Raw genomic sequence first — 21,729 nt, 5'->3', positions numbered from 1 at the left:
CATCCAGCCGAAGCTGAATCGAGGTTATTTGGCATTTGACAAGTGCACGCTGTTGAGTTCTCAAGGATCGGATGCTCCCACGACCCAGTCATCACAACCAGGCCCGAAGGGCAACTTCTCTATCTTAGCCATCCCGTCCCGCTTGTCAAATCAGCGCGCCGCGCGGATCTTGGATCCGCTGCGCAGCTCTTGACAGCCGCAGATGGGGTGGATCTCCCATCCTAGACGCAGGCGCCTGTTCTCACAAGTGAGTGGATCGGGAGGTGGTTCTCCGCTTGAGGGGGGTGAAGCTCTCGGCTCCTCCGCTTCCCTGTGGGGCGAACAAGTAATAAGTTACGTGGGTTCTGGGGTTCTGGCAAATCGGGCCACCACCCCCGGGCGTGTCGCCGCACCAGGTGGCAACACTTTTCCCAGTCCAGCGCCGGTATTCCGCCGAGATCGCCGCCACGAGTACGATCGCAGCGTGACCCAGCTGCCGAATCGCGCCCCCTCCGCTGCTCTGTTGGACCGCGTGTGGTCCGCCCTCGGGCTCGCGCCGGTGGAGGTCGATTCCGGCGCCCCCTTCGTTCACGCCGTGCCTCTCGAGTCGCGCCTCGCGACGGCGGATCTGGCCTGGGCGAGCGTTCGGGCCGTGTGTCTGGCGGCCGGCGTCGACTCCCTCCCCGACCCCGATCGCATCGCCGTCGCGTACCGGAGCGATCGGGTGCTCACCGTCGACGGACGCGCCCCCGATGTCTGGTCTCCGTACTCGGGATTCTTCCGGGCGTCCGACGGGTGGATCCGCACCCATGGCAACTACCCCCACCACGCGATGCGCCTTCTGACCGGTCTCGGGCTCGGAATCGACGCAGCGGGCGAAGACGTCCGAGCGGCCATCCTGACTCAGTCGGCCGCCGACGCTGTCGATCGGATCGTCGATGCGGGCGGACTCGCCGTGCCCGTGCTGCCGGAGAACCCCATCCACGACGCTCAGCTGCGGTCCGCTCCCCTGCTCCAGGTCGATCGGATGCCCTCCCCGAGCGGCGAGGAGCCGCGCCGGCGAGACGGCGACGATCGTCGTGCACCACTCACCGGCACCCGCGTGCTCGATCTCACCCGGGTGATCGCCGGTCCCGTCTGCACCCGCACGCTCGCACTGCTGGGAGCAGACGTGCTGCGCGTCGATCCCCCGCAGCTGCCCGAGCCCGAGTGGCAGCACTTCGACACCGGTCACGGGAAGCGATCGACGCTGCTCGACGCCGGAACCGAGCGTTTCGACCAGCTGCTCGCCGAGGCTGACGTCGTCGTCCTCGGGTACCGACCGGCAGCCCTCGCGCGACTCGGCCTCTCCGCATCCGCCCTGATCGAGCGGCACCCGAGTCTGGTGATCGCGGAGCTCAGTGCGTGGGGCGACGACCACCCCTCTCGCGCAGGGTTCGACAGTCTGGTGCAAGCGGAGTCCGGGATCGCCATGATCGAGACGCCGGACGGCGACCGCCCGGGGGTCCTCCCCGCGCAGGCCCTCGATCACAGTGCCGGGTACCTGCTCGCAGCCTCGATCATCTCGCTGCTCGAGCGGCGCCGTCGAGAAGGTGGTGGCTGGGTGGTGCGCACGTCGCTGCGTCGAATGGCCGCCGAGCTTCTCGGGATGCCACGGTCCTCGGGATCGCGATCGGTACCGGCGTCGGAGCGGGAACGGGTGCTGGACCTCGCCGCCCACACCGCGACGTTCGACGTCGCAGGGCAGACGATCACCACGGCACGATCGGCGCTTCCCGGCCTCGATCTCGCCGCCCCCCATCGCTGGGGATCCGATCAGCCGCGCTGGTGAATGCGCCGGAACACCGGCAGCGACAGACAGAGCACGAAAGTGAGCACACCCCACAGGGCGCACGCCGGCGGCAGCATCCGGTAGGCCAGATGCCGGTAGGTGAACTCCTCGGTGAACGGCCCGTAGCCGGCGTAGCCGAGGGCCCACGCCGTGATCAGCACCACGGGAAGTGACAGCCACCAGGCGATTCGGACGCCCGACGGCAGCACGCGATCCACTCGTTCGCGGGGAACAGCGCGGTTCACCCGGAGAATCCCCCAGATACCGATCACGAGCAGGCCGATCACGCTCGAGCCGTACTGCAGCCACTTGTATCCGATGAACGGCCCCCACACATCGTCGAGCGCGGGAAGCACATCGACGCCCCAACGCCCCTCGTGCGTGAAGAGATCCCAGACGATGTGCGACAGCACTCCCAGCACCAGCGATGCCGCGAGCATCGCCGGGTACAGCCGATCTCGAGCACCGACGCCGACGGCGGCTCGGGCCGCTTCGACGCCGGACTGCGACCAGTCGACAGGAACCCGGCGAGCCAGCCAGAGCGGAGAGAGCTCACCGACGGCCGGGCGCAGCACGACGCGCCACAGCAGGAACAGCACGAAAGCGACCAGCGCGGTCCACACGACGTTGCCGAATGAGTGGGTGAACGAGTACGGCAGGCCGACCCCGCGGATGAACAGCGGAAGGTCGGGCGTCATGGCGCCGATCGCGATCGCAGCGGGCACGAGCGGCGTGCGGATGAACGGGAGGGCGACCACTGCATGACTCGGCGTGAACGGCATCGGCAGGCTCCTGTCGAGTGTGAACGGTGGAAGCGTGACGGCGGCCGTCCGAGGACTCTCAGACGACCGCCGTCAGGCGATCAGGGTCGGATGTTCACGCGAGGAAGACACCTGCGAGGGTCTTCTTGCCGCGACGGAGCACAGAAACCCCACCGGGCAGAGATCCCTTGACGGTGGCTGCATCGTCTTCCACACGCGATCCGTCGAGCGACACTCCACCCTGGCTGATCGCGCGTCGCGCTTCGGACGAGCTGGAGACCAATCCCGTGGCGACGAGCGCATCGACCACCGATGACCCGGAATCGACCGTCGCGTTCGGCAGCTCTTCGAGCGCTGTGCGCAAGGTCGACGCGTCGAGGGCAGTCAGGTCGCCCTGTCCGAACAGGGCCTCGGATGCCGCGATCACCGCAGCGGCCGCATCGATGCCGTGCACGGTGGCGACGACCTCGAGCGCGAGACGCTTCTGTGCGGCGCGACGGAAGGGCTCGGACTCGACCAGCGCCTCGTACTCCTCGATCTCGGCGCGGGTGAGGAAGGTGAAGACCTTCAGCCTGCCGATCACGTCGGCATCCGCGGTGCTCAGCCAGAACTGGTACATCCGGTACGGACTGCACATCTCGGGGTCGAGCCAGATGGCGTTCCCCTCGCTCTTGCCGAACTTGGTCCCGTCGCTGTTCGTGATCAGCGGTGTGCCGATCGCGTGCGCCGACGCACCCTCGGCACGACGGATGAGGTCGGTGCCGCTGGTCAGGTTCCCCCATTGGTCGGAGCCGCCGGTCTGCAGGACGCAGTCGTACTGACGGTAGAGCTCGAGGAAGTCCATCCCCTGCAGGATCTGGTAGCTGAACTCCGTGTAGCTGATGCCCTCGTCGGAGTTCAGTCGCGCGGCGACCGCATCCTTCTTGAGCATGGTCCCGACGCGGTAGTGCTTGCCGATCTCCCGCAGGAAGTCGATCGCCGACAGCGGCGCCGTCCAATCGAGATTGTTGACGATGCGGGCGGCGTTCTCGCCCTCGAAGCTCAGGTAGCGCTCGACCTGCGTCCGCAGGCGTCCCACCCACTCCTCGACGGTCTCGCGAGTGTTGAGCGTGCGCTCGGCCGTGGGGCGCGGGTCGCCGATCAGACCGGTGGAGCCGCCGACGAGACCGAGCGGCTTGTGGCCGGCGAGCTGGATGCGACGCAACGTCAGCAGCTGCACCAGGTTGCCCAGATGCAGGCTGGGAGCAGTCGGATCGAAGCCGCAGTAATACGTGATCGGGTCCCCGGCGAGAAGGGCGCGCAGCGCCTCCTGGTCAGTGGACACGTGGACGAGGCCGCGCCACAGCAGTTCGTCCCACACGTTCTCGAACGTGGGGTCGATCGCCGGCGGGGCGGTCGTCAGAGCGGAATTCGACACGCGCCCCAGGCTATCAGCGGTGAGGGTCGGTGAATCGCCGGGCCGCCGTGGATCAGGTGTGTGCCGCCCACCACACGAGGAACGCCGCGCCCAACCCGATGACCCAGCTGACGAGACTGCCGACGAGGAAGTACTCGGCCCTGGCACCTGTCTCACCGTCGCGGGAGATCTCAGGGAAGCGCACGATCCCCTTCGCCGCCAGCATCGCGGCGAGGATCGGATACGCCGCAGCCAGGGTGAGCAGCATCACCAGGACGCGCTCGAGCGGGCCGATCAGTCGACCGCCCTTGAATCCCGCGCGCGGGTCGCGCAGAGCCGTGGCTTCATCCGGTCGGCCGGGCTTGTCCGCCATCGTGGCGTCGGTCGACTCCCTGCCGCCGATCGCGTCGCCGGGCGTGGTGGCCTCGGGCGCCGCAGGTTCCGCGTCGACCTCGTCGCGCATCGCCGATCGACGCAGTTCAGCCGGTCGCCAGGTGTGCTCACCGTCGAGCGCCGCGCGCACCACGAGGTTCGCCGACTCCAGGAGGAAGACCCCGGTGCCGAGCGTCAGGATCGCAAGATCGAACGGGACGTCGCCGAACGGTGAACGGAGGTTCCACACGGTGCCGATCAGGCCGGCATCAGTGCGCGCCCCCAGCCATACGACCGATCCGATGCTCACGAGACCGAGCAGCACCGCGGGCCAGAACCCGAGCGGTGCGCGGCGCTCCGACGGCATGCACCAGACCCAGATCGCTCCGACCACGAGCCCTGCGAGCATGGGCAGCAGCGCGTCGCTCACGCTGCCGAGCAGCAGGAACATCACGGCCACCGTCAGGTACCCGGCCCATCGATGCGGAGCGAACTGGCGGACGAGATCGGCGGATCCGACCGCGAGCAGGATGAATCCGGCGACGATCATGCGCTCGCTCCCCTCAGCGTGATCGCACCTTCGATGAGTGCGGCGCTGCCGGCGTTGCGCAACGACTTCGAGACGCTGGGCTGCGAGATGCCCTCTTCGGCGGCGAGGTCGTGCTGCGATCTGCCGACCATCCGTCCGTAGGTGAGGCGGCGCTCGCGCTCGTTCATGGCGCCGACCAGCTCGTCACGGACGAGGAGGTAGGCGTTCGATGCTGCGATCACGCTCTCCATGACCTCATCCTGCCCCGGGGCTCCGACAATCCAGATCCGGGTGCGCGGCACGGTGCGTGCCTCTCTCGCGTGGACGGTCTCGATCGCCGCGCGCGCCGCATACCACCCCGGCCCGTCGGCGAGCTCGCCGTGGACGGAGTCGACGGTGCGCACCTCGCCGATCCCGATGCCGAAACGGAAGGCGATGCCGTCGGGAAGAGCGAGCTGGATCATGAGAAGGGACACCATAGCGTCTTCGAGCCGAAGATAGACACCCTGCTGCTCATCCCCCACCGTGGGGGTGAGCGGGTGATGTGCCAGAGGCAGGTCGGCCTCCACCCGAGCGATCGTGTCATCGAGCACGCGCTGCGCCGCCGTGCGATCGTCGAGCTTGCGCGATCCCACGATGTCGGCGAGTACGGCGATGACCATGTGATAACCGTATCACGAATAACTGTTATTTATGCCCTATTAGGTTATATACTTGGAACATGCCTGAATCAGACATCATCCGGTGGGACGAAGGTTCCTGGACCCACTCACCCGCCGCACTCACCACGATCTCCGCCGACGGGGTCGAGCACCTGGACGTGACCGCCGCGGAAGGCAGCGACGCCTGGCGACACACGGCGTACGGATTCGTCCACGACACCGAGCACGCGCTGCTGGCTCCCCTGGCCGTGGGCGAGGCGATGGACGTCTCATTCCGCGCGCCATGGGACGGCCAGTTCGACCAGGCAGGAGTCTTCGTGCGCATCGACGACGAGCACTGGATCAAAGCGGGCATCGAGTACGCCGACGAGCACCTCGGACTCGGCGCCGTCGTCACCGACATCCGCTCCGACTGGTCCGTCGGATACGTCGACGACTGGCACGGCCGAGAGATCACCGTCCGCGTGAGCCGGTGGCCGGACGCGGTGATCGTGCGCGCACGCGCGGACGACGAGGACTGGCGACTGGTTCGCGTCGCTCCGTTCACCGGCGACGCCGCTGCATCCGCCGGCCCGTTCCTCGCCGGTCCGACGCGCGCGGGACTCGTCGTGCGCTTCACCCGGTGGACGAGGTCGACCGCCGACGTCGCGCTGCACTGAGGTGCCCCGCCGGTCGCCGCACATCGCGTCGACCGGCGGTGCACAACCGACTACAGGCCCAGGGCGTGCGCCGCAGCCTGGGCTCTGGCGACGAGCTCGGCACGCTGCTCGGCGACTCGGACGGGAGCCGTTCCCCCGGCTCCGGCGCGCGATGCCACGGAACCCTCGATCGTGAGAACCTCACGCACCTCGGGGACCAGATGCGGAGAGACCGAGAGCAGCAGCTCGTCGGAAGCGTCCTCGAGACCGATCCCCTGTTCTTCGCAGGCCCGCACGAGCGCGCCCGAGATCTCGTGCGCGTCGCGGAACGGCACCCGGCGCTTCACGAGCCACTCGGCGACATCGGTCGCGAGCGAGAATCCCTGGGGGGCGAGTGCCGCCATCCGCTCGGTGTCGAAGCGCAGCGTCGCGATCATGCCGGCGAACGCGGGAAGGACGACCTCGAGGGTCTGGACCGAATCGAAGACCGGCTCCTTGTCCTCCTGCAGGTCGCGGTTATAGGCCAACGGGAGGCCCTTGAGCGTCGCCATGAGCCCCGACAGATTGCCGATCAGGCGCCCCGACTTTCCGCGAGCGAGCTCCGCGATGTCGGGGTTCTTCTTCTGCGGCATGATGCTCGACCCCGTCGAGTACCCGTCGTGCAGCGTGACGAAGCCGAACTCACGTGTGTTCCAGAGGATGATCTCCTCGCTCAGACGCGAGATGTCGACACCCGTCATCGCCGCGATGAAGGCGAACTCGGCGACGACGTCGCGTGCCGCGGTGCCGTCGAGCGAGTTCTCCGCCGGTCGATCGAGTCCGAGTTCCGATGCGACCAGCGCAGGATCGAGTCCGAGGGTCGAGCCCGCGAGCGCTCCCCCGCCATACGGCGAGACGCCTGCGCGACGACGCCAGTCGACGAGACGCTCGAGCTCGCGCACGAGCGGCCAGCCATGGGCCTGGAGGTGGTGCGCGAGGAGCACCGGCTGCGCGTGCTGCAGATGCGTGCGGCCGGGGAGGATCGCGTCGGGGTGGGCCTCGGCCTGCGCGACGAGCGCGTCGATGACACGGAGGATGTCGCGCGCGATCACTCGAGCGTGATCGATCAGGTACATGCGCACGAGAGTGGCGATCTGATCGTTGCGGCTGCGTCCGGCGCGCAGGCGTCCGCCCAGTTCGGGACCGAGCTCGGCGATCAGCGCCTGCTCGAGCGCACCGTGCACGTCCTCATCGGAGGGGACGGGCTGCAGCGTGCCGTCGGCGACCTTGCGCGCCACGGCATCGAGCCCCTCATGCATCCTGGCCGCCTCAGCAGGTTCGAGGTAGCCGGCAGCCGCGAGCGCCGTCGCGTGCGCATGCGAGCCCGCGATGTCGTACGGGGCGAGGATCCAGTCGAAATGCGTCGATCTGCTGAGCTCGACGAGCTCGGGCGACGGCCCGCTCGCGAAGCGGGCGCCCCACAGTGCGCCTTCGTTCGTGCCTTCGTTCTTCGAGTCGACCATCACGCGTCCTTCTTGCCGAGCAGCCAGACGAGCAGGGCCTTCTGCGCGTGGAGACGGTTCTCGGCCTCATCCCAGACGACGCTCTGCGGTCCGTCGATGACCTCGGAGTCCACCTCGTAGCCGCGGTCGGCGGGAAGGCAGTGGATGAAGATGGCCTCGGAATCGGCGATCTCCATCGTCTCGGGGGTCACCTTGTAGCCGCCGAGATCGCGGATGCGCGCGAGCTTCTCCTCCTCCTTGCCCATCGACACCCAGGTGTCGGTGACCACCACGTCGGCGCCGGCCGCAGCCTCGACCGCATCCGTGAACAGCGTGATCGAGCCGCCGGTCTCCGCAGCCCGGCGGTCGGCCGCCTCGACGACGTCGGCGCGCGGGGCGTACTCCGCAGGTGACGCGATGCGCACATGCATGCCGGCAGTGACACCGGCCAGTGCGTAGGAGTGCGCCATGTTGCTCTGCCCGTCGCCGAAGAACGTCAGGGTCAGCCCCTTGAGCTCGCCCTTGTGCTCTCGGATCGTGAGCAGGTCGGCGAGCAGCTGGCACGGGTGGAAGTCGTCCGAGAGGGCGTTGACGACTGGCACCGTGGTGCCGGCGGCCATCTCTTCGAGCCCCGCCTGCGCATAGGTGCGCCAGACGATCGCCGCGACCTGGCGCTCGAGAACCCGCGCGGTGTCGGACGGCGTCTCCTTGCCGCCGAGCTGGCTGCTCGCGGTCGAGATGATCAGCGGCGTGCCGCCGAGGTCGGCGATGCCCACCGCGAAGGAGACGCGGGTGCGGGTGGACGACTTGTCGAAGATCACCGCGACCGTCTGGGGACCGGCGAGAGCCTTGTTCGCCCAGCGGTCCTTCTTCAGCTCGATGGCGAGATCGAGGATCTCCGCCTGCTCGGCGGGGGTCAGATCGTCGTCACGCAGCAGGTGGCGGGTCATGCGAGGGCCTTTCCGGATTCGGCGAGGGATGTCTGTACGTCAGCGAGCGAATCGGCGAAGAGCTTGCGGAACTCGGCGAGTTCAGCGTCTCCGATCGTGAGAGCCGGGGCGATGCGCACCGTCTCGGGGTTGGCTGCGTTCACCATGAGGCCGCGCTCCTGAGCGGCGGCGACCACGTCGTTCGCGACGGGGGCGCCGAGTGCCACTCCGATGAGGAGCCCTCGGCCACGCACTCCCGTGACGAGGGGCGAGTCGATGTCCGCGATGATCTGTCGGATCTCCTCGCCGCGACGCGCAGCGTTCTCGACGAGTCCGGCGTTCTCGATCTCGGTGAGCACGGCGTCGGCCACGGCGGTGGCCAGCGGGTTGCCGCCGAACGTCGATCCGTGCGAACCCGGCGTGAAGAGCGAGCTCGCCGCACCGTAGGTGACGAGAGCGCCGATCGGGAAGCCTCCGCCGATGCCCTTCGCGAGCGTGATCGCGTCGGGAGTGATGCCCTCGTGGCTGAAGCCGAACCAGGCCCCCGTGCGTCCGGCACCCGTCTGGATCTCGTCGACGATCAGCAGCGCCCCGTGCTTCAGCGTGAGCGAACGGGCGGCCTGCAGATAGCCGTCCGGAAGCTCGACCACGCCGGCCTCGCCCTGGATCGGCTCCACGATGACGGCGGCGACCCGGTCATCGATCGCGGCTTCCAGAGCCTCGACGGTCGCCGGGATGTGCTCCACTCCTCCGGGCATCGGCTCGAACGGCGCGCGCATCGCGGCCTTGGCCGTCAGCGCGAGTGACCCCATGGTGCGCCCGTGGAATCCGTTCTCGAGCGCGAGGATGCGCGGCTTGTCCGTTCCCCCGTGGAGTCGGGCGAGCTTGAACGCCGCTTCGTTCGCCTCGGCGCCGGAGTTCGAGAAGAACACGCGGCCGTCGATCCCGGCGCCCGCGAGGCGCTTCAGCCGTGCGGCGAGCGCGAGCTGCCAGGGCGTCGCGAAGTAGTTCGACACGTGCGCGAGAGTCGCGGCCTGTCTCGACACGGCCTCGACGAACACCGGGTGCGCGTGACCGAGCGAGGTCACCGCGATGCCGGCGAGGAAGTCGAGGTGGCGCTTGCCCTCGGAGTCCCAGAGGTAGGACCCCTCGCCTCGTGTCAGCATCGCCAGGCGCGGGCCCGCGTTGAGGACCAGATCGCTCGCTGCGTCATCCTGCCAGTTGCTCATGCGTTCATCCCTGCGCTTCCCAAGACCACTTCAGTTCCGATTCCCTTGCTGGTGAAGAGTTCGACGAGCACCGAGTGCGGCACGCGTCCGTCGATGATCGCGGCGGCATCAACGCCGCCTTCGATCGCATCCAGGCAGGCCTTCATCTTCGGGATCATGCCGGATTCGAGTGTCGGCAGCATCTCGATGAGAGCCTCCGAGGTGAGGTGCGACACGAGCGAGTCGCGGTTGGGCCAGTCGGCATAGAGCCCCGGCACGTCGGTGAGGATGACGAGCTTGCGAGCGTTGAGCGCCACGGCGAGGGCGGCCGCCGCGGCATCCGCGTTCACGTTGAGCGACTGGCCGGGGTGATCGAGGTCGGGCGCGATGCTCGAGACGACGGGCACGCGTCCCGCCGCGAGGTGATCGAGCACGGGCGTCGGGTCGACCTCCACGACGTCGCCGACGCGTCCGAGGTCGATCTCCTCGCCGTCGATCACGACACCGCGACGACGACCACCGAACAGGCCGGCGTCCTCCCCGCTCAACCCGGTGGCGATCGGACCGTGCGAGTTGATCTTCGAGACGAGCTGCGGGTTCACCTGGCCCGTGAGGACCATGCGCACGACGCTGATCGCCTCGGTGTTGGTGACCCGGTAGCCGCCCTTGAACTCGCTCGGGATCTCGAGTCGCTGGAGCATGTCGGAGATCTGCGGTCCGCCGCCGTGCACGACGACCGGCAGCACGCCGACGTAGCGCAGGTACGCGATGTCCTGTGCGAACGCCTCCTGCAGCTCGTCGGAGACCATCGCATTGCCGCCGTACTTGACGACGACGATCTGGTCGCGGAACTTCTTCAGCCACGGGAGCGACTCGATGAGCGTCGCGGCCTTCACGGCGGCGACGTCCGGGGTGGTGTCCTGAATGTCGGTCATGAGGCGTAGGCGCTGTTCTCGTGCACGTAATCGTGGGTGAGGTCGTTCGTGAGGATCGTCGCGGTGGCATCGCCGACCTTGAGATCGATCACGAGATGCGTGGCACGCGGAGTGAGGTCGACCTCCTCGCGCGGACGGTCGGGGCCGCCCTCGCTGCACACCCGGACGCCGTTCATCCAGACGTCGACGTCGTACGGGTCGAACTGGGCGTTCGTGGTGCCGATCGCTGCGAGCACCCGCCCCCAGTTGGGGTCGTTGCCGAAGATGGCGGCCTTGAAGAGATTGTTGCGCGCGACGGAGCGGCCGACCTCGACCGCCTCCGCCTCGGTCGCGGCGTGCTGCACCTCGATGGTGATGTCGTGGCTGGCCCCCTCGGCATCGCCCTGCAGCTTGACCGCGAGCTCCTGGCATAGCTCTGCCAGCGCGGCGGAGAAGTCCTTGAGGTCGGGCACCACCTCGGAAGCGCCGTTCGCGAGCAGTGTGACCTGATCGTTGGTCGACATGCATCCGTCCGAATCGAGGCGGTCGAACGTCGTGCCGGTGGCGAATCGCAGCGCCGCATCCGCCTCGAGAGGCTCGAGCACGGCATCCGTCGTGATGACGACGAGCATCGTGGCGAGCCCGGGAGCGAGCATGCCCGCTCCCTTGGCCATGCCGCCGATGGTCCAGCCGTCTCGGCTGACCACGGCGGTCTTCGACACGCTGTCGGTGGTCATGATGGCCTCGGCCGCGACATCGCCGCCGTCTGTCGACAGCTCGGCGATCGCCTGTTCGGTGCCCGAGAGGACCTTCGCGCGGAAGACCTCGTCTCCGACTCCGATGAGGCCGGTCGAGCACACGAGCACGTCGCCGGCGCCGACGCCGAGCAGCTCGGCCGCCTTCTCTGCGGTCTGGTGCGTCGTCTGGAAGCCGAAGCTGCCGGTGAAGCAGTTCGCGCCTCCGGAGTTCAGCACGACGGCCTCGACCACACGATCGGCGACGGCCTGCTGCGACCAGATGATGGGGTTCGCCTTGGCGCGGTTGCTGGTGAACACAGCCGCACCGACCTTGCGCGGGCCACGATTGACCACGACGGCGACATCGGGCTTTCCGGTCGATTTGAGACCTGCGGCGACTCCGGCCGCTTCGAATCCTGCGGGGGCGGTGACGCTCACGGCGCGACTCCGTTCACTGAGAGGGCGCGGGACTCGGGCAGCCCCAGCGCGAGGTTCATGGATTGGACGGCAGCGCCGGCGGTGCCCTTGACGAGGTTGTCGACCGCGGTGACCACCGTCACGCGGTTCGCCGCGCGATCGATCGCGAGACCGATCAGGGCGGTGTTCGCACCGAGGACATCGGCCGTGCGCGGGAACTGACCGGCGGGCAGCAACTGCACGAAGGTCTCGTCGCGGTAGGCGTCCTCCCAGGCGGCGCGAATCTCCGCATCGCTGACATCGCCGACGATCGGCGCGGTCGAGGTGGCGAGGATGCCCCGCGACATCGGAACCAGCACAGGCGTGAACGAGATGCGGATGCCGTCGGCTGGGGAGCCGGATGCCGCGGCGAGCGCCTGGCGGATCTCCGGGATGTGCCGGTGCGTGCCCCCGACCGCGTAGGGATTGGCTGTGCCGAGGATCTCGCCGGCGAGCAGGTTGGTCTTGAGGCTCTTCCCCGCTCCGGACGGGCCGACGGCGAGCACCGAGACGATGTCCCCCGCGTCGATCACCCCTGCGGCGACCCCGGGGGCCAGGCTCAGGCTCACGGTCGAGGCGTTGCAGCCGGGAGCGGCGATGCGCTTCGCCTCGCGCAGCCTCTCGCGCTGCTTGACACCGCCGACGAGCAGCTCGGGAACGCCGTAGGCCCACGGTTCGTGGAAGTCGCCGCCGTAGAACGCGTCCCAGGAATCCTGCGACGTCAGTCGGTGGTCCGCTCCCGCGTCGATCACGAGCGGCGTGTCGCCGAGCGCGTCGGTGTATTGCCCGGACTGCCCGTGCGGCAGAGCGAGGAAGACGATGTCGTGCCCGGCGAGCGTCTCGGGCGTGGTGTCCTGCAGGGTGAGGTGTGCGAGCGACCGCAGGTGCGGCTGATGCTGCACGAGCGGCTGACCGGCGTTCGAGTGCGCCGTCACCGTGCGGATCTCGATGTCGGGATGAGACGCGAGGAGGCGCAGGATCTCGCCGCCCGCGTAGCCGGATGCGCCGGAGACGGCGACGGAGTACGTCATTCTTCTACCTTAACGGTCGGACCCCTCGGCGAACGCGGGGTGGAGTGTCGGGAACCGGGGCGGCGACACCGGCACTCGACCGCCGTGCGTACGCAGGCAGAAGCGCAGGGTCGCCTAGAGTCGGCGGCCGCTGCGGCGTCGGCGCACGGCGATGACGCTCGGAACGAGCGTCAGAGGAGCGGTGGCGGCCGAAGGCATGCCGCGACGATAGCGCGCTCGTCGCGGCATGCGCAAATCCGGTCCGTCATCCGCCGGACGCGCGGAGTGCCGGCGCCGCGAAGAAGGCGAGTTCGTGCGCGCTGGAGACCTCGAAGGCGCGGAGCATCCGTCGCCGCCCCGCGGCATCCGACTCCGTCGCCGCATGCATCACATGGTCGATCGCCTGCTCCGTCGCCTTCTCGAACGCGGGATCGGCATATGTCGCGAGCCACGATGCGTAGGGATGCTGCGGGTCTCGGGCGTACGCGTCGAACTCCCCCGCGTGCAGGCGGGTTCCGAGATCGGTGTACAGCCGGAAGCACGGCAGCACGGCCGCGATGAGCTCGGCGTAGTCGCCGCCGAAGGCCACGGAGCGCAGGTGGTCGAGGTACGCGACGGTCGCAGGCGCCGGATCGACGGCGAAGGTCGCCGCTTCCACTCCCGCGCCCGGCGCCAGCCACGATGCATGGAGCTCGAGCTCTCCGGTGATCGCCCCCTGCGCCGACTGAGCCCAGAACGCCTGCTCGTGCGGTGTGGGCGCGATCCGCGCGGCCGCTGCGAGCACTCGGGCGTACTCCCGGAGATAGAGGGCGTCCTGTCGGAGGTAGAAGAGGAACCGTTCGCGGTCGAGAGTCCCGTCGGCCAGAGCGCGGATGAAGGACAGCTCGTCGATGTCGGCCCGCACGTGCGCGATCCGGTCCCACCACCGATCGCGGAGGTCGGCACGGTCGGGTGCGGCCTCGAGTCCCCCTCGTCGCCAGAGGCCGCCGAAGTGGTTCACCGGTCCGTGACCGCTGCCGATGTCGAGCGCATCGCTCTGCCTCAGGGATTCCCGCAGCCAGGTCCTCGCCGATTCCACCGCGTCGACAGGGGACTCCCCTCCGGCGAGGCGGGTGGCGAGGGCCGACGACAGCGAGCATCCGGTGCCGTGCGTGTTGTGTGTCATGATGCGCGACCCGGGATAGCCGTGTCTGACGCCTCCGGCGACATCGATCAACGCGTCCGGAACGTCGTCGCCGTCGAGGTGCCCTCCCTTGACGAGCACCGCCCCGCCGATGCGGGCGGAGAGCTCGGCCCCGGCCTCGAGCGCGTCGTCCCACCCCGTGATCGGACGATCGGAGAGCTCGGCGAGCTCGGCGAGGTTGGGCGTCACGACATGAGCGCGCTCGAGGAGCCCGCGGAGTGCGCGCTCGGCATCCTCATCGAGAAGGCGATCACCGCTGGTCGCGACCATGACCGGGTCGAGCACGACGATCGGCGGACGGACGGCGTCGAGCCAGGCGGCGACGGTGGCGATCACCTCCGTGTTCGCCAGCATCCCGATCTTCACCGCGTCGATGACGATGTCGTCCGAGATGGCATCGAGCTGCTGCCGGAGGAACTCGGCAGGAGGCACGTGCACCGCTCGGACTCCCCTGGTGTTCTGCGCCGTGAGCGCCGTGACAGCCGCCATGCCATAGCCCCCGTTCGCGGCGATCGACTTGAGATCGGCCTGGATCCCCGCCCCGCCCGACGGGTCGCTCCCCGCGATGCTGAGCACGCGAGGTGTGCCCGAAGCCCTCCATCGGCTGAGGAATGCCCGGGCCGTCCTCGTCGGATCGACGGCGGCGCAGATGGCGGAGACGACGGCGAGCCCCGCCGCACCCGCATCCCGAAGGCGCTCGATGTCGTCGATTCCCACGCCGCCGATGGCGACGCATGGCAGTGCGGTCCTCGCGGCGAGCGCACCGAAGCCGTCGATTCCCAGGGCCGGCGGGTGATCCGGCTTGGTGGCGGTGGGACGGATCACGCCGACGCCGAGATAGTCGACCGTTCCCGCCGGCAGCGCGGCCACGGCGTCGAGATGCTCCGACGTGTTCGCCGTCAACCCGATGATCGCCTCGGGTCCCAGCCGCTCGCGTGCCCGCAGCACCGATACGTCGCCTTGGCCGAGGTGCACGCCGTCGACCCGCGCTCCCCTGGCGCGAGCGATCAGCGCCGCCTCGACGCGGTCGTTCACCACGAGCAGTGCACGGCCGTCGATCACCCGAGAGAGCTCGATCAACTGATCGGCGGTCTCGGCATCCGTCGCGCCCTTGTCGCGCAGCTGGACGATGCGCACGCCCCCGTCGACGGCGAGTCGCACCGTCTCCGCGACGCCCCGCGCGCCGCAGAGGGTGGGATCCGTGACGAGATAGAGGGAGAGGTCCGCGATCACAGCGCGTGCTCCTGCACACGCGCGGCGAGGGCGAGGTCCTCCGGCTGCACGGCGGCGAGCGCGTCGAGCAGTGCGACGGCGAAGCTGCCGGGGCCCGCGGCCCGCGCCGCGGCACGCTCGGCGGCGATCGTGTACACGAGGCTCGCCGCCGAGACGGCGGTGAGCGGATCCGCAGCCGTCGAGCGCGCCGCACCGAGGAACGCCGCCATGACGGCACCCAGCGCGCATCCGCCGCCGGTGACACGGGTGAGCAGTTCATGACCGTTCGCGATGCGGAGCAATCGTGCTCCATCCGTCACCAGGTCGACCGGTCCCGACACCGCGACCACCGCGCCGTGCCGCGAAGCGAGTGCGAGTGCCGCTTCGGCCGCGGCATCGGTCGTGTCCGTCGCATCGACGCCGCGCCCCCCAGCGCTGAGCCCCGCGAGGGCGAGGATCTCCGAGGCGTTCCCCCTGATCGCCGTGGGGCGTGCGTCGGCCAGCTCGTGCGCGAGTGCCGTGCGCACCGGCAGCGCGCCGATCGCGACGGGATCCAGCACCCACGGAGTACCTGCGGCGAGGGCTCCTGCCGCGGCTTCACGGCTCGCCGCACGCTGCTCCGGAGTCGGCGTACCGAGGTTGATCAGCACCCCGGAGGCCACCCCGGCGAACATCCCCGCCTCACCGACGATGTCGACCATCGCCGGCGCCGCGCCGAGGGCGAGCAGCACGTTCGCGGTGAAGCCCGTGACGACGCTGTTGGTGATGCAATGGGTCAAGGGTGGGCTGTCGCGCAGCCCTGTCAGGAGCTCAGCCGCCGAGGTGGCCAAGGTCGATTCGGAGTCAGGACGCAGACGATCGCTCAACGCGACATCCCTTCGCTAGTACGAACTAGATCAGGTTCGACGGGTCTGTTCTCAGCCGCGGATGCGGCACCCCGTGTCACTGATCGCAGTCTAGCGAGGCCCCGATCAGTCGATCAGCTGCAACAGCGCGAGTTCGTCGGCGCGAGTGAGCCCTGCCCGCCGGTCCCGATCGACGCCGCGCGCCTGCTCGTCATCGACCACGGCGGCGATCGTCTCGTCGAGCGGACGAAGCCGACCTCCTGCCGCGCGGTAGCGGGCGTTCGACCTGGTCATGAATCCGGTCATCTCGCTCGGCAGCCACAGCGGCAGCGACCGCTCCCCCGCCCAATACGCCACACCGTGCTCGACGAGCCAGGCGTCAGATGCCGCGACCGTGTCTCCCCGGTGCCCCGCACGTCTGCGCACGGCGTCGAGGACTTCGCTCAGCCGATGCCGATCGCCGATCGTGTTGATCACGCCGGTGGCCCCCGTGGTGGCGACGAACTCGGACAGGTCGTCGACGTCGATCACCTGCACGTCGCGCTCCTCGACAGGCGGAAGCAGCACCGGGCCGTCCTCGGCACGCAGAAAAGCGGCAGCCCAATACCCGAAACGATCACTCGGGTCGTCCGCCCCGACGATCAATCCCGGGCGCACGATCAGGGTGCGGTCGCCGAGTGCACGGACAGCGTCCTCGGCGGCCACCTTCTGCCGGCCGTACTCGTCGTCTCCCCTCTCAGCCGGCGGATGCAGCGTCGCCGACTCGTCTGCACCGACCGTCTCCTCGTCGGAGTATGCCGACATCGACGAGACGTACGTCCAGCGGCCCGCTCGCTCACCGAGTGTCGCGACCGCAGCGGAGACGTGGGCCGCGTTCGACGAGACGTCGATCACGTGATCCCACTCCCGACCGGACACCGCATCGTAGGCGTCCCTGGCGTCACGATCGGCCAGCACCAGGCTCGCGCCCTCCGGAGACGGTCGTCCTCCGCGCGCCAGGCACATCACCGTCGCCCCGCTCAGGAGCAGCCGTCTGGCGATGCGGCCGGACAGCCAGCCGGTGCCGCCGAGGATCAGAACATCCGTCATGACCCCATGCCACCATCTTCGCCGCGCGAGGGGAAGGGTCTTCCGCTCAGGGCGGATGCCGGTCAGCTCGTGCGAAGATCCGACAGGCCGGACAGTTCCGGGACCGTCCACGAGGGATCCGGGCGCCAGTAGCGCCATTCGGCGTCGAACGGCCAGTCACCGTGATGGAAGGACTCGATCGCCGCGTCCGCGTGTCGTTCGATCTGCGCGGCCTGCTCAGAGGTGAGACGTCCCTGCTCGACGGCCGCGATCACCTCGTCCTCGTCCTTGAGGTGCACCTGACCGTCCGCCTGGATCTCCACGTCGAGGATGTGATCCGATGAATACGTGTCGCGGTCGGTGCGCAGATGCGCGTTCTCGAGATTCACGTACCACCCGGCGAACTCCCACTCGGGACCGCTCACATCGCTCCAGAACAGCCACACCGACCACGCCGCACCGGCCGGAGCGATGCGGAGGATGCCGTTGCCCCACCACTCCTCCACGATCCGGGTACGCGGATCGAGCCACCGACGCTCGAGCGGAACGGTCCGGATGCGCTCGCCCGCCGGAGTACCCTGCCCCTCCTGGAGCGTGCCCGGAGCGAGCCATGCCACCAGACCGCGTTCATCGTCGCGGACCACCCGCATGGGCGTGATGGTCGACGCATCGCCGGGCTGCCAGCCGGGCTTGCGGTAGTGCCAGGAGATCTGGTCGCCGGGTTCGAGGAACGGCGCTTCACCCATCGGTCGGACACCATCGGGAACCGCCGCGGGAGTGCTGTGGGGCAGGATGCTCATCCCGACACGGTACCTCGCAGGTCCACCGCGCTCAGGTCGGCTCGGCGGCGTCGGCAGCATCCCGAGAGAGCACGCGCACGCGGACCGCACCGTTCGAGTGCGGTCCGCGTGCGGGTCGGTTCAGGCGGAGCTTCAGTCGCGCAGGGTCGCGTCGAAGCGCTCAGCTGCGACAGAGACACCCGCGAGCTTCGCCTCTGTCGCCTCGGCTGCGGTGAGCGTGCGGTCGTCCGCGCGGAAGCGCAGCGCGAAGGTGAGACTCTTCTGACCATCCGCGACGCCGTCCCCCCGGTAGTCGTCGACGAGGCGGATCGACTCGAGAAGCGCACCGGCGCCCTCGGTGAGCGCAGCGCGCACGTCGCCCGCCGGCACATCAGCGCCGACCACCAGCGACACGTCCTGTGTCGCAGCGGGGAACGTCGACAGCGAGGCGGCGACCGCACGGTTCCCGCCGAGCGCGATGACCTCGTCGAGGTCGAGCTCGAGCACGGTGGCACGACCGGGAAGGTCTGCTCCGGCGGCGACCTCGGGGTGGAGTTCGCCGACGTAGCCGATCTCGACGTCGCCGACGGAGAGCACGCCGGTGCGTCCGGGGTGCAGCGCCGCGCGCTGCCCCTGCACCACATCGAGGTCGACTCCGGCTGCAGCCGCGATGACTCTGGCGGCGTCGAGCGCCTCGGAGAGCCCGTAGGGCTCCGCGGCGCGTCCCGGCTGCTTGGTCACGACGTTGCCCGTGAACAGCGCCGCGACATGACGGTGCTGCGGTGGGATCGACGCGTTCAGTTCGGCGAGCGTGTCGTCCGACGGACGCTCGCCGAGCGGCGGCACCTCGTCCGTGCCGTACTCGACACTCGGCTCGGGCAGGAACACGACTCCGGTCTCGAACAGCGCGAGGTCCGTGAGGCCGCGCGAGATGTTGCGGTGCGCGGTCTGCAGAAGCCCGGGGATCAGCGATCGACGCAGGAACGGAGCGGAGCCGTCGAGCGGGTTCGCGAGCCGGATGCTGGGCAGATGCTCTCCCGACGCCGAGCCGTGCAGGTCGTTCTCCGCCTCCGTCGTGAAGGGGAACGAGGGCGTCTCGACGAGACCGGCAGCCGCCAGCGCGTCGGCGACGCGGCGACGACCCTGCTGGTGTGAGGTGAGACCGCGGCCGGACGGCGGCGTCGGCAGCACGGACGGGATGCGGTCGAGACCGTGGATGCGAGCGACCTCTTCGGCGAGAGACCACTTGTCGGTGAGGTCGGGACGCCAGGTCGGCGGGATCACGGTCCACCCGGCATTCGACCCGGAGACCTCTGCGCCGATGGTCGTGAGCGCGCCGACGATCTCGTCGTCGGAGTAGTCGACGCCGATGAGCCCCTGCACGAATCCGCGCGGGAGGTCGATGTCCGCGACGAACACCTCGGCGAACAGAGCGCCGCCCTCGTCGGTGAGCGTGCCGCCGGCGAATTCGACCATCAGGTCGGCTGCACGGCGGGCTGCCACGAACGGCACGAGCGGGTCGACACCGCGCTCGAACCGCTTGGATGCCTCGCTGGGCAGCTTGTGACGGCGTGCGGTGCGGGCGATCGTCACAGGGTCGAAGGTCGCGGCCTCGATCAGCACGTTGTGCGTCGTGTCGCTCATCTCGGTCGTGCCGCCGCCCATGACGCCGGCGAGACCGATCGGACCCGACTCATCGGTGATCAGGAGGTCCTCGACGTGGAGCTTCCGCTCCTGGCCGTCGAGGGTCGTCATCGTCTCACCGGCCGTCGCACGACGCACGGTGATGCCACCGGAGAGCCTGTCGAGGTCGTACCCGTGCAGCGGCTGCCCCAATTCGAGCATCACGTAGTTGGTGATGTCGATCAGGATGCCGAGCGAGCGCATGCCGGCGAGCGACAGCCGCGCGATCATCCACGGCGGGGTCGGCCGCGCGGGGTCGACGTCTCGGACGACGCGCGTGACGAACTCGCTGGCGCCGACGCGGCCGCGTACGGGGGCTGCATCGTCGACGATCGCCGTGTGACCGGCGCCCGGCTGGAGCTCGGTGAAGTCGCGCTCGGCCGGGTCGCGGAACGGTGCTCCGGTCGCGTGGGAGTACTCACGGGCGACACCGCGCAGCGAGAACGCGTACCCGCGGTCGGGCGTGACGTTGATCTCGACCGCGACATCGTCGAGTCCGAGCAGGCTGATGGCGTCTGTGCCGACGGGTGCATCGATACCGAGGTCCGCGAGGACGAGGATGCCGTTGTGTTCGTCGCCGAGCCCCAGCTCACGCGCAGAGGCGATCATGCCGTCGGACACGTGCCCGTAGGTCTTGCGGGCGGCGATCGGGAACGGCCCCGGCAGCACTGCACCGGGAAGCGTCACGACGACCTTGTCACCCGCGACGAAGTTGTGCGCGCCGCAGACGATTCCACGGATTCCGCCGTTCGCCTCACCGACATCGACCTGGCACCAGTTGATCGTCTTGCCGTTGGACTGCGGCTCGGCCTCGAGCGAGACGACCTGTCCGACGACGACGGGACCCGAGATCTCGAAGCGGTGGACGTCCTCCTCCTCGAATCCGACGGTCACGAGCGCTGCGAGGACGTCTTCCGGTGTCGTATCCGCTGCCAGATCGACGTACTCACGCAGCCACGAAAGCGGGACGCGCATCACACCACCATCCCGTACTGCTCGCTGAAACGGACATCGCCCTCTGCCATGTCCCGCATGTCCTGCACATCGCTGCGGAACATGAGTCCCCGCTCGACGCCCATTCCGAACGCGAAGCCGCTGTAGACGTCGGGATCGATCCCCGCCGCGCGGAGCACGTTCGGGTTGATCATGCCGCAGCCGCCCCACTCGATCCAACGGGCGCCGCCCTTGAAGGTGGGGTGCCAGAGGTCGAGCTCGGCCGACGGCTCGGTGAAGGGGAAGAAGTTCGTGCGGAAGCGCGTCTTGGCCTCGGGGCCGAAGAGCTGACGCGCGACGTGGTCGAGCGTTCCCTTGAGATGCGCCATCGAGATGCCCTTGTCGACGACGAGTCCTTCGAACTGGGTGAAGACGGGGAGGTGCGTCGCGTCGAACTCGTCGGTGCGGTACACGCGGCCGGGGCAGAGCACGTAGATCGGCACCTCGCGATCGAGCATCGAGCGCACCTGCACGGGGCTCGTGTGCGTGCGCATGACGAGGTGGCGCGACGGCGGGTCGACGTAGAAGGTGTCCTGTTCCTGACGGGCGGGGTGGTCGACGTCGAAGTTCAGAGCGTCGAAGTTGAACCACTCGTGCTCGAGCTCGGGTCCTTCCGCGATCTCCCAGCCCATGCCCACGAAGATGTCCGAGATCTGCTCGCTCAGCAGGGTCAGCGGATGCCGGGCGCCGACGCGTGTGCGCGAGGGTATCGCCGTGATGTCCAGCCGCTCGGCCTCGAGGCGCTCAGCGACCTCCGCGGCGGCGAGCTCCTCCTCCTTGGCGGCGAGGGCCTTGGTGACCTGACCGCGGCCCTGGCCGACGAGCTTGCCGAAGGCGGCCTTGTTCTCGGGGGCGACCTGACGCATCGAGGCGTTCAGGACGGCGAGCGGCGATCCGTCGGCGACGTGCGCGGCGCGAGCGGCTTTCAGTTCGGTCGTATCGGCGGCTGCGGCGATCGCTTCGAGCGCGGCCGCCACGGCGGCTTCGACCGCTTCCGGGGTGATTTCGGGAGACTCAGACACGAGACAGGAGTCTACCGGCGCGAGGCGGTCGCCCCGCGCCG

General features: G+C 69.1%; 19 protein-coding genes and 1 riboswitch. Of the genes, 3 read left to right on the top strand and 16 right to left on the bottom strand.

The features are described from left to right. Positions 1-193: hypothetical protein (locus LQZ85_RS17525; RefSeq protein ID WP_230101265.1), on the top strand; the 193-nt coding region annotated here is incomplete at its 5' end. Between the two features lie 270 nt (positions 194-463). Beyond that, positions 464-1,810 (top strand): CoA transferase, encoded by a 1,347-nt coding sequence (locus LQZ85_RS17520; protein WP_230101264.1) that lies wholly within the window; start codon positions 464-466, stop codon positions 1,808-1,810. Here the strand turns inward: LQZ85_RS17520 and LQZ85_RS17515 are convergent. The 4 genes from LQZ85_RS17515 to LQZ85_RS17500 form a co-directional block, all read right to left on the bottom strand. After that, positions 1,795-2,592: a DUF4184 family protein gene (locus LQZ85_RS17515; protein WP_056280191.1), complete on the bottom strand. Its 798-nt coding sequence runs from the start codon at positions 2,590-2,592 to the stop codon at positions 1,795-1,797. The two genes, LQZ85_RS17520 and LQZ85_RS17515, sit on opposite strands and share 16 nt — an antisense overlap. A 94-nt stretch (positions 2,593-2,686) precedes the next feature. Further along, positions 2,687-3,988: a tyrosine--tRNA ligase gene (gene tyrS, locus LQZ85_RS17510; RefSeq protein WP_082586687.1), complete on the bottom strand. Its 1,302-nt coding sequence runs from the start codon at positions 3,986-3,988 to the stop codon at positions 2,687-2,689. Between the two features lie 52 nt (positions 3,989-4,040). Continuing rightward, complete coding sequence (locus LQZ85_RS17505) at positions 4,041-4,889, bottom strand: hypothetical protein (protein WP_056280186.1); 849 nt, start codon at positions 4,887-4,889, stop codon at positions 4,041-4,043. Further along, positions 4,886-5,530, bottom strand: a complete 645-nt coding sequence (locus LQZ85_RS17500) for a SatD family protein (RefSeq protein WP_056280183.1) — start codon at positions 5,528-5,530, stop codon at positions 4,886-4,888. The genes LQZ85_RS17505 and LQZ85_RS17500 overlap by 4 nt, the downstream gene beginning before the upstream one ends. A gap of 59 nt (positions 5,531-5,589) precedes the next feature. On the opposite strand from LQZ85_RS17500, the gene LQZ85_RS17495 reads away from it, so the two are divergent. Continuing rightward, positions 5,590-6,189 (top strand): DUF1349 domain-containing protein, encoded by a 600-nt coding sequence (locus LQZ85_RS17495; RefSeq protein ID WP_053096868.1) that lies wholly within the window; start codon positions 5,590-5,592, stop codon positions 6,187-6,189. A gap of 50 nt (positions 6,190-6,239) precedes the next feature. On the opposite strand, the gene argH is transcribed toward LQZ85_RS17495, so the two are convergent. The 12 genes from argH to pheS all read right to left on the bottom strand — a co-directional run bounded on the left by argH (position 6,240) and on the right by pheS (position 21,688). Further along, the gene (gene argH, locus LQZ85_RS17490; RefSeq protein WP_056280181.1) at positions 6,240-7,670 is read right to left on the bottom strand and encodes an argininosuccinate lyase; all 1,431 of its coding nucleotides are present in this window, start codon (positions 7,668-7,670) and stop codon (positions 6,240-6,242) included. Further along, the gene (gene argF, locus LQZ85_RS17485; protein WP_056280178.1) at positions 7,670-8,599 is read right to left on the bottom strand and encodes an ornithine carbamoyltransferase; all 930 of its coding nucleotides are present in this window, start codon (positions 8,597-8,599) and stop codon (positions 7,670-7,672) included. Before argF ends, argH begins: the two co-directional genes overlap by 1 nt. Continuing rightward, on the bottom strand, positions 8,596-9,807 hold the full coding sequence (locus LQZ85_RS17480) for an acetylornithine transaminase (RefSeq protein ID WP_230101263.1): 1,212 nt from the start codon (positions 9,805-9,807) through the stop codon (positions 8,596-8,598). The genes argF and LQZ85_RS17480 overlap by 4 nt, the downstream gene beginning before the upstream one ends. After that, the gene (gene argB, locus LQZ85_RS17475; RefSeq protein ID WP_053096875.1) at positions 9,804-10,721 is read right to left on the bottom strand and encodes an acetylglutamate kinase; all 918 of its coding nucleotides are present in this window, start codon (positions 10,719-10,721) and stop codon (positions 9,804-9,806) included. Before argB ends, LQZ85_RS17480 begins: the two co-directional genes overlap by 4 nt. Continuing rightward, complete coding sequence (argJ, locus tag LQZ85_RS17470; protein ID WP_056280175.1) at positions 10,718-11,875, bottom strand: bifunctional glutamate N-acetyltransferase/amino-acid acetyltransferase ArgJ; 1,158 nt, start codon at positions 11,873-11,875, stop codon at positions 10,718-10,720. The genes argB and argJ overlap by 4 nt, the downstream gene beginning before the upstream one ends. Continuing rightward, positions 11,872-12,924 carry an N-acetyl-gamma-glutamyl-phosphate reductase gene (gene argC, locus LQZ85_RS17465; protein ID WP_056280172.1) on the bottom strand — a complete coding sequence of 351 codons (1,053 nt, stop codon included), beginning with the start codon at positions 12,922-12,924 and terminating at the stop codon, positions 11,872-11,874. The genes argJ and argC overlap by 4 nt, the downstream gene beginning before the upstream one ends. Before the next feature lie 244 nt (positions 12,925-13,168). Further along, the gene (gene thiD / locus LQZ85_RS17460; protein ID WP_230101262.1) at positions 13,169-15,319 is read right to left on the bottom strand and encodes a bifunctional hydroxymethylpyrimidine kinase/phosphomethylpyrimidine kinase; all 2,151 of its coding nucleotides are present in this window, start codon (positions 15,317-15,319) and stop codon (positions 13,169-13,171) included. Beyond that, positions 15,316-16,164, bottom strand: a complete 849-nt coding sequence (thiM, locus tag LQZ85_RS17455) for a hydroxyethylthiazole kinase (RefSeq protein WP_082586709.1) — start codon at positions 16,162-16,164, stop codon at positions 15,316-15,318. Before thiM ends, thiD begins: the two co-directional genes overlap by 4 nt. Continuing rightward, positions 16,155-16,248, bottom strand: a riboswitch (TPP riboswitch). Its footprint overlaps the gene before it by 10 nt. Before the next feature lie 21 nt (positions 16,249-16,269). Then, positions 16,270-17,232, bottom strand: a complete 963-nt coding sequence (locus tag LQZ85_RS17450) for an NAD-dependent epimerase/dehydratase family protein (RefSeq protein WP_056280166.1) — start codon at positions 17,230-17,232, stop codon at positions 16,270-16,272. Positions 17,233-17,294: 62 nt separating this feature from the next. Further along, positions 17,295-18,011 (bottom strand): DUF402 domain-containing protein, encoded by a 717-nt coding sequence (locus LQZ85_RS17445; RefSeq protein WP_162253868.1) that lies wholly within the window; start codon positions 18,009-18,011, stop codon positions 17,295-17,297. 132 nt (positions 18,012-18,143) lie between these two features. After that, positions 18,144-20,648, bottom strand: coding sequence for a phenylalanine--tRNA ligase subunit beta (gene pheT / locus LQZ85_RS17440; protein WP_056280160.1), 2,505 nt, complete (start codon positions 20,646-20,648; stop codon positions 18,144-18,146). Further along, a complete protein-coding gene (gene pheS / locus LQZ85_RS17435) occupies positions 20,648-21,688 on the bottom strand; it encodes a phenylalanine--tRNA ligase subunit alpha (protein WP_053096893.1) in 1,041 nt (346 codons plus the stop codon). Before pheS ends, pheT begins: the two co-directional genes overlap by 1 nt. Positions 21,689-21,729: the final 41 nt, after the last annotated feature.

The sequence above is a fragment of the Microbacterium sp. Bi98 genome (genome assembly GCF_918698045.1).
Classification (GTDB): domain Bacteria; phylum Actinomycetota; class Actinomycetes; order Actinomycetales; family Microbacteriaceae; genus Microbacterium.
This window is presented reverse-complemented; position numbering and strand designations above follow the sequence as displayed.

What these genes read in the sequence shown, in the direction of transcription:
- argC (WP_056280172.1), bottom strand. Translation starts at nt 12,924, where the DNA reads ATGACGTACTCCGTCGCCGTCTCCGGCGCATCCGGCTACGCGGGCGGC.
- LQZ85_RS17450 (WP_056280166.1), bottom strand. Translation starts at nt 17,232, where the DNA reads ATGACGGATGTTCTGATCCTCGGCGGCACCGGCTGGCTGTCCGGCCGC.
- LQZ85_RS17495 (WP_053096868.1), top strand. Translation starts at nt 5,590, where the DNA reads ATGCCTGAATCAGACATCATCCGGTGGGACGAAGGTTCCTGGACCCAC.
- argB (WP_053096875.1), bottom strand. Translation starts at nt 10,721, where the DNA reads ATGACCGACATTCAGGACACCACCCCGGACGTCGCCGCCGTGAAGGCC.
- LQZ85_RS17515 (WP_056280191.1), bottom strand. Translation starts at nt 2,592, where the DNA reads ATGCCGTTCACGCCGAGTCATGCAGTGGTCGCCCTCCCGTTCATCCGC.
- LQZ85_RS17500 (WP_056280183.1), bottom strand. Translation starts at nt 5,530, where the DNA reads ATGGTCATCGCCGTACTCGCCGACATCGTGGGATCGCGCAAGCTCGAC.
- LQZ85_RS17445 (WP_162253868.1), bottom strand. Translation starts at nt 18,011, where the DNA reads ATGAGCATCCTGCCCCACAGCACTCCCGCGGCGGTTCCCGATGGTGTC.
- LQZ85_RS17505 (WP_056280186.1), bottom strand. Translation starts at nt 4,889, where the DNA reads ATGATCGTCGCCGGATTCATCCTGCTCGCGGTCGGATCCGCCGATCTC.
- LQZ85_RS17480 (WP_230101263.1), bottom strand. Translation starts at nt 9,807, where the DNA reads ATGAGCAACTGGCAGGATGACGCAGCGAGCGATCTGGTCCTCAACGCG.
- argH (WP_056280181.1), bottom strand. Translation starts at nt 7,670, where the DNA reads ATGGTCGACTCGAAGAACGAAGGCACGAACGAAGGCGCACTGTGGGGC.
- argF (WP_056280178.1), bottom strand. Translation starts at nt 8,599, where the DNA reads ATGACCCGCCACCTGCTGCGTGACGACGATCTGACCCCCGCCGAGCAG.
- pheT (WP_056280160.1), bottom strand. Translation starts at nt 20,648, where the DNA reads ATGCGCGTCCCGCTTTCGTGGCTGCGTGAGTACGTCGATCTGGCAGCG.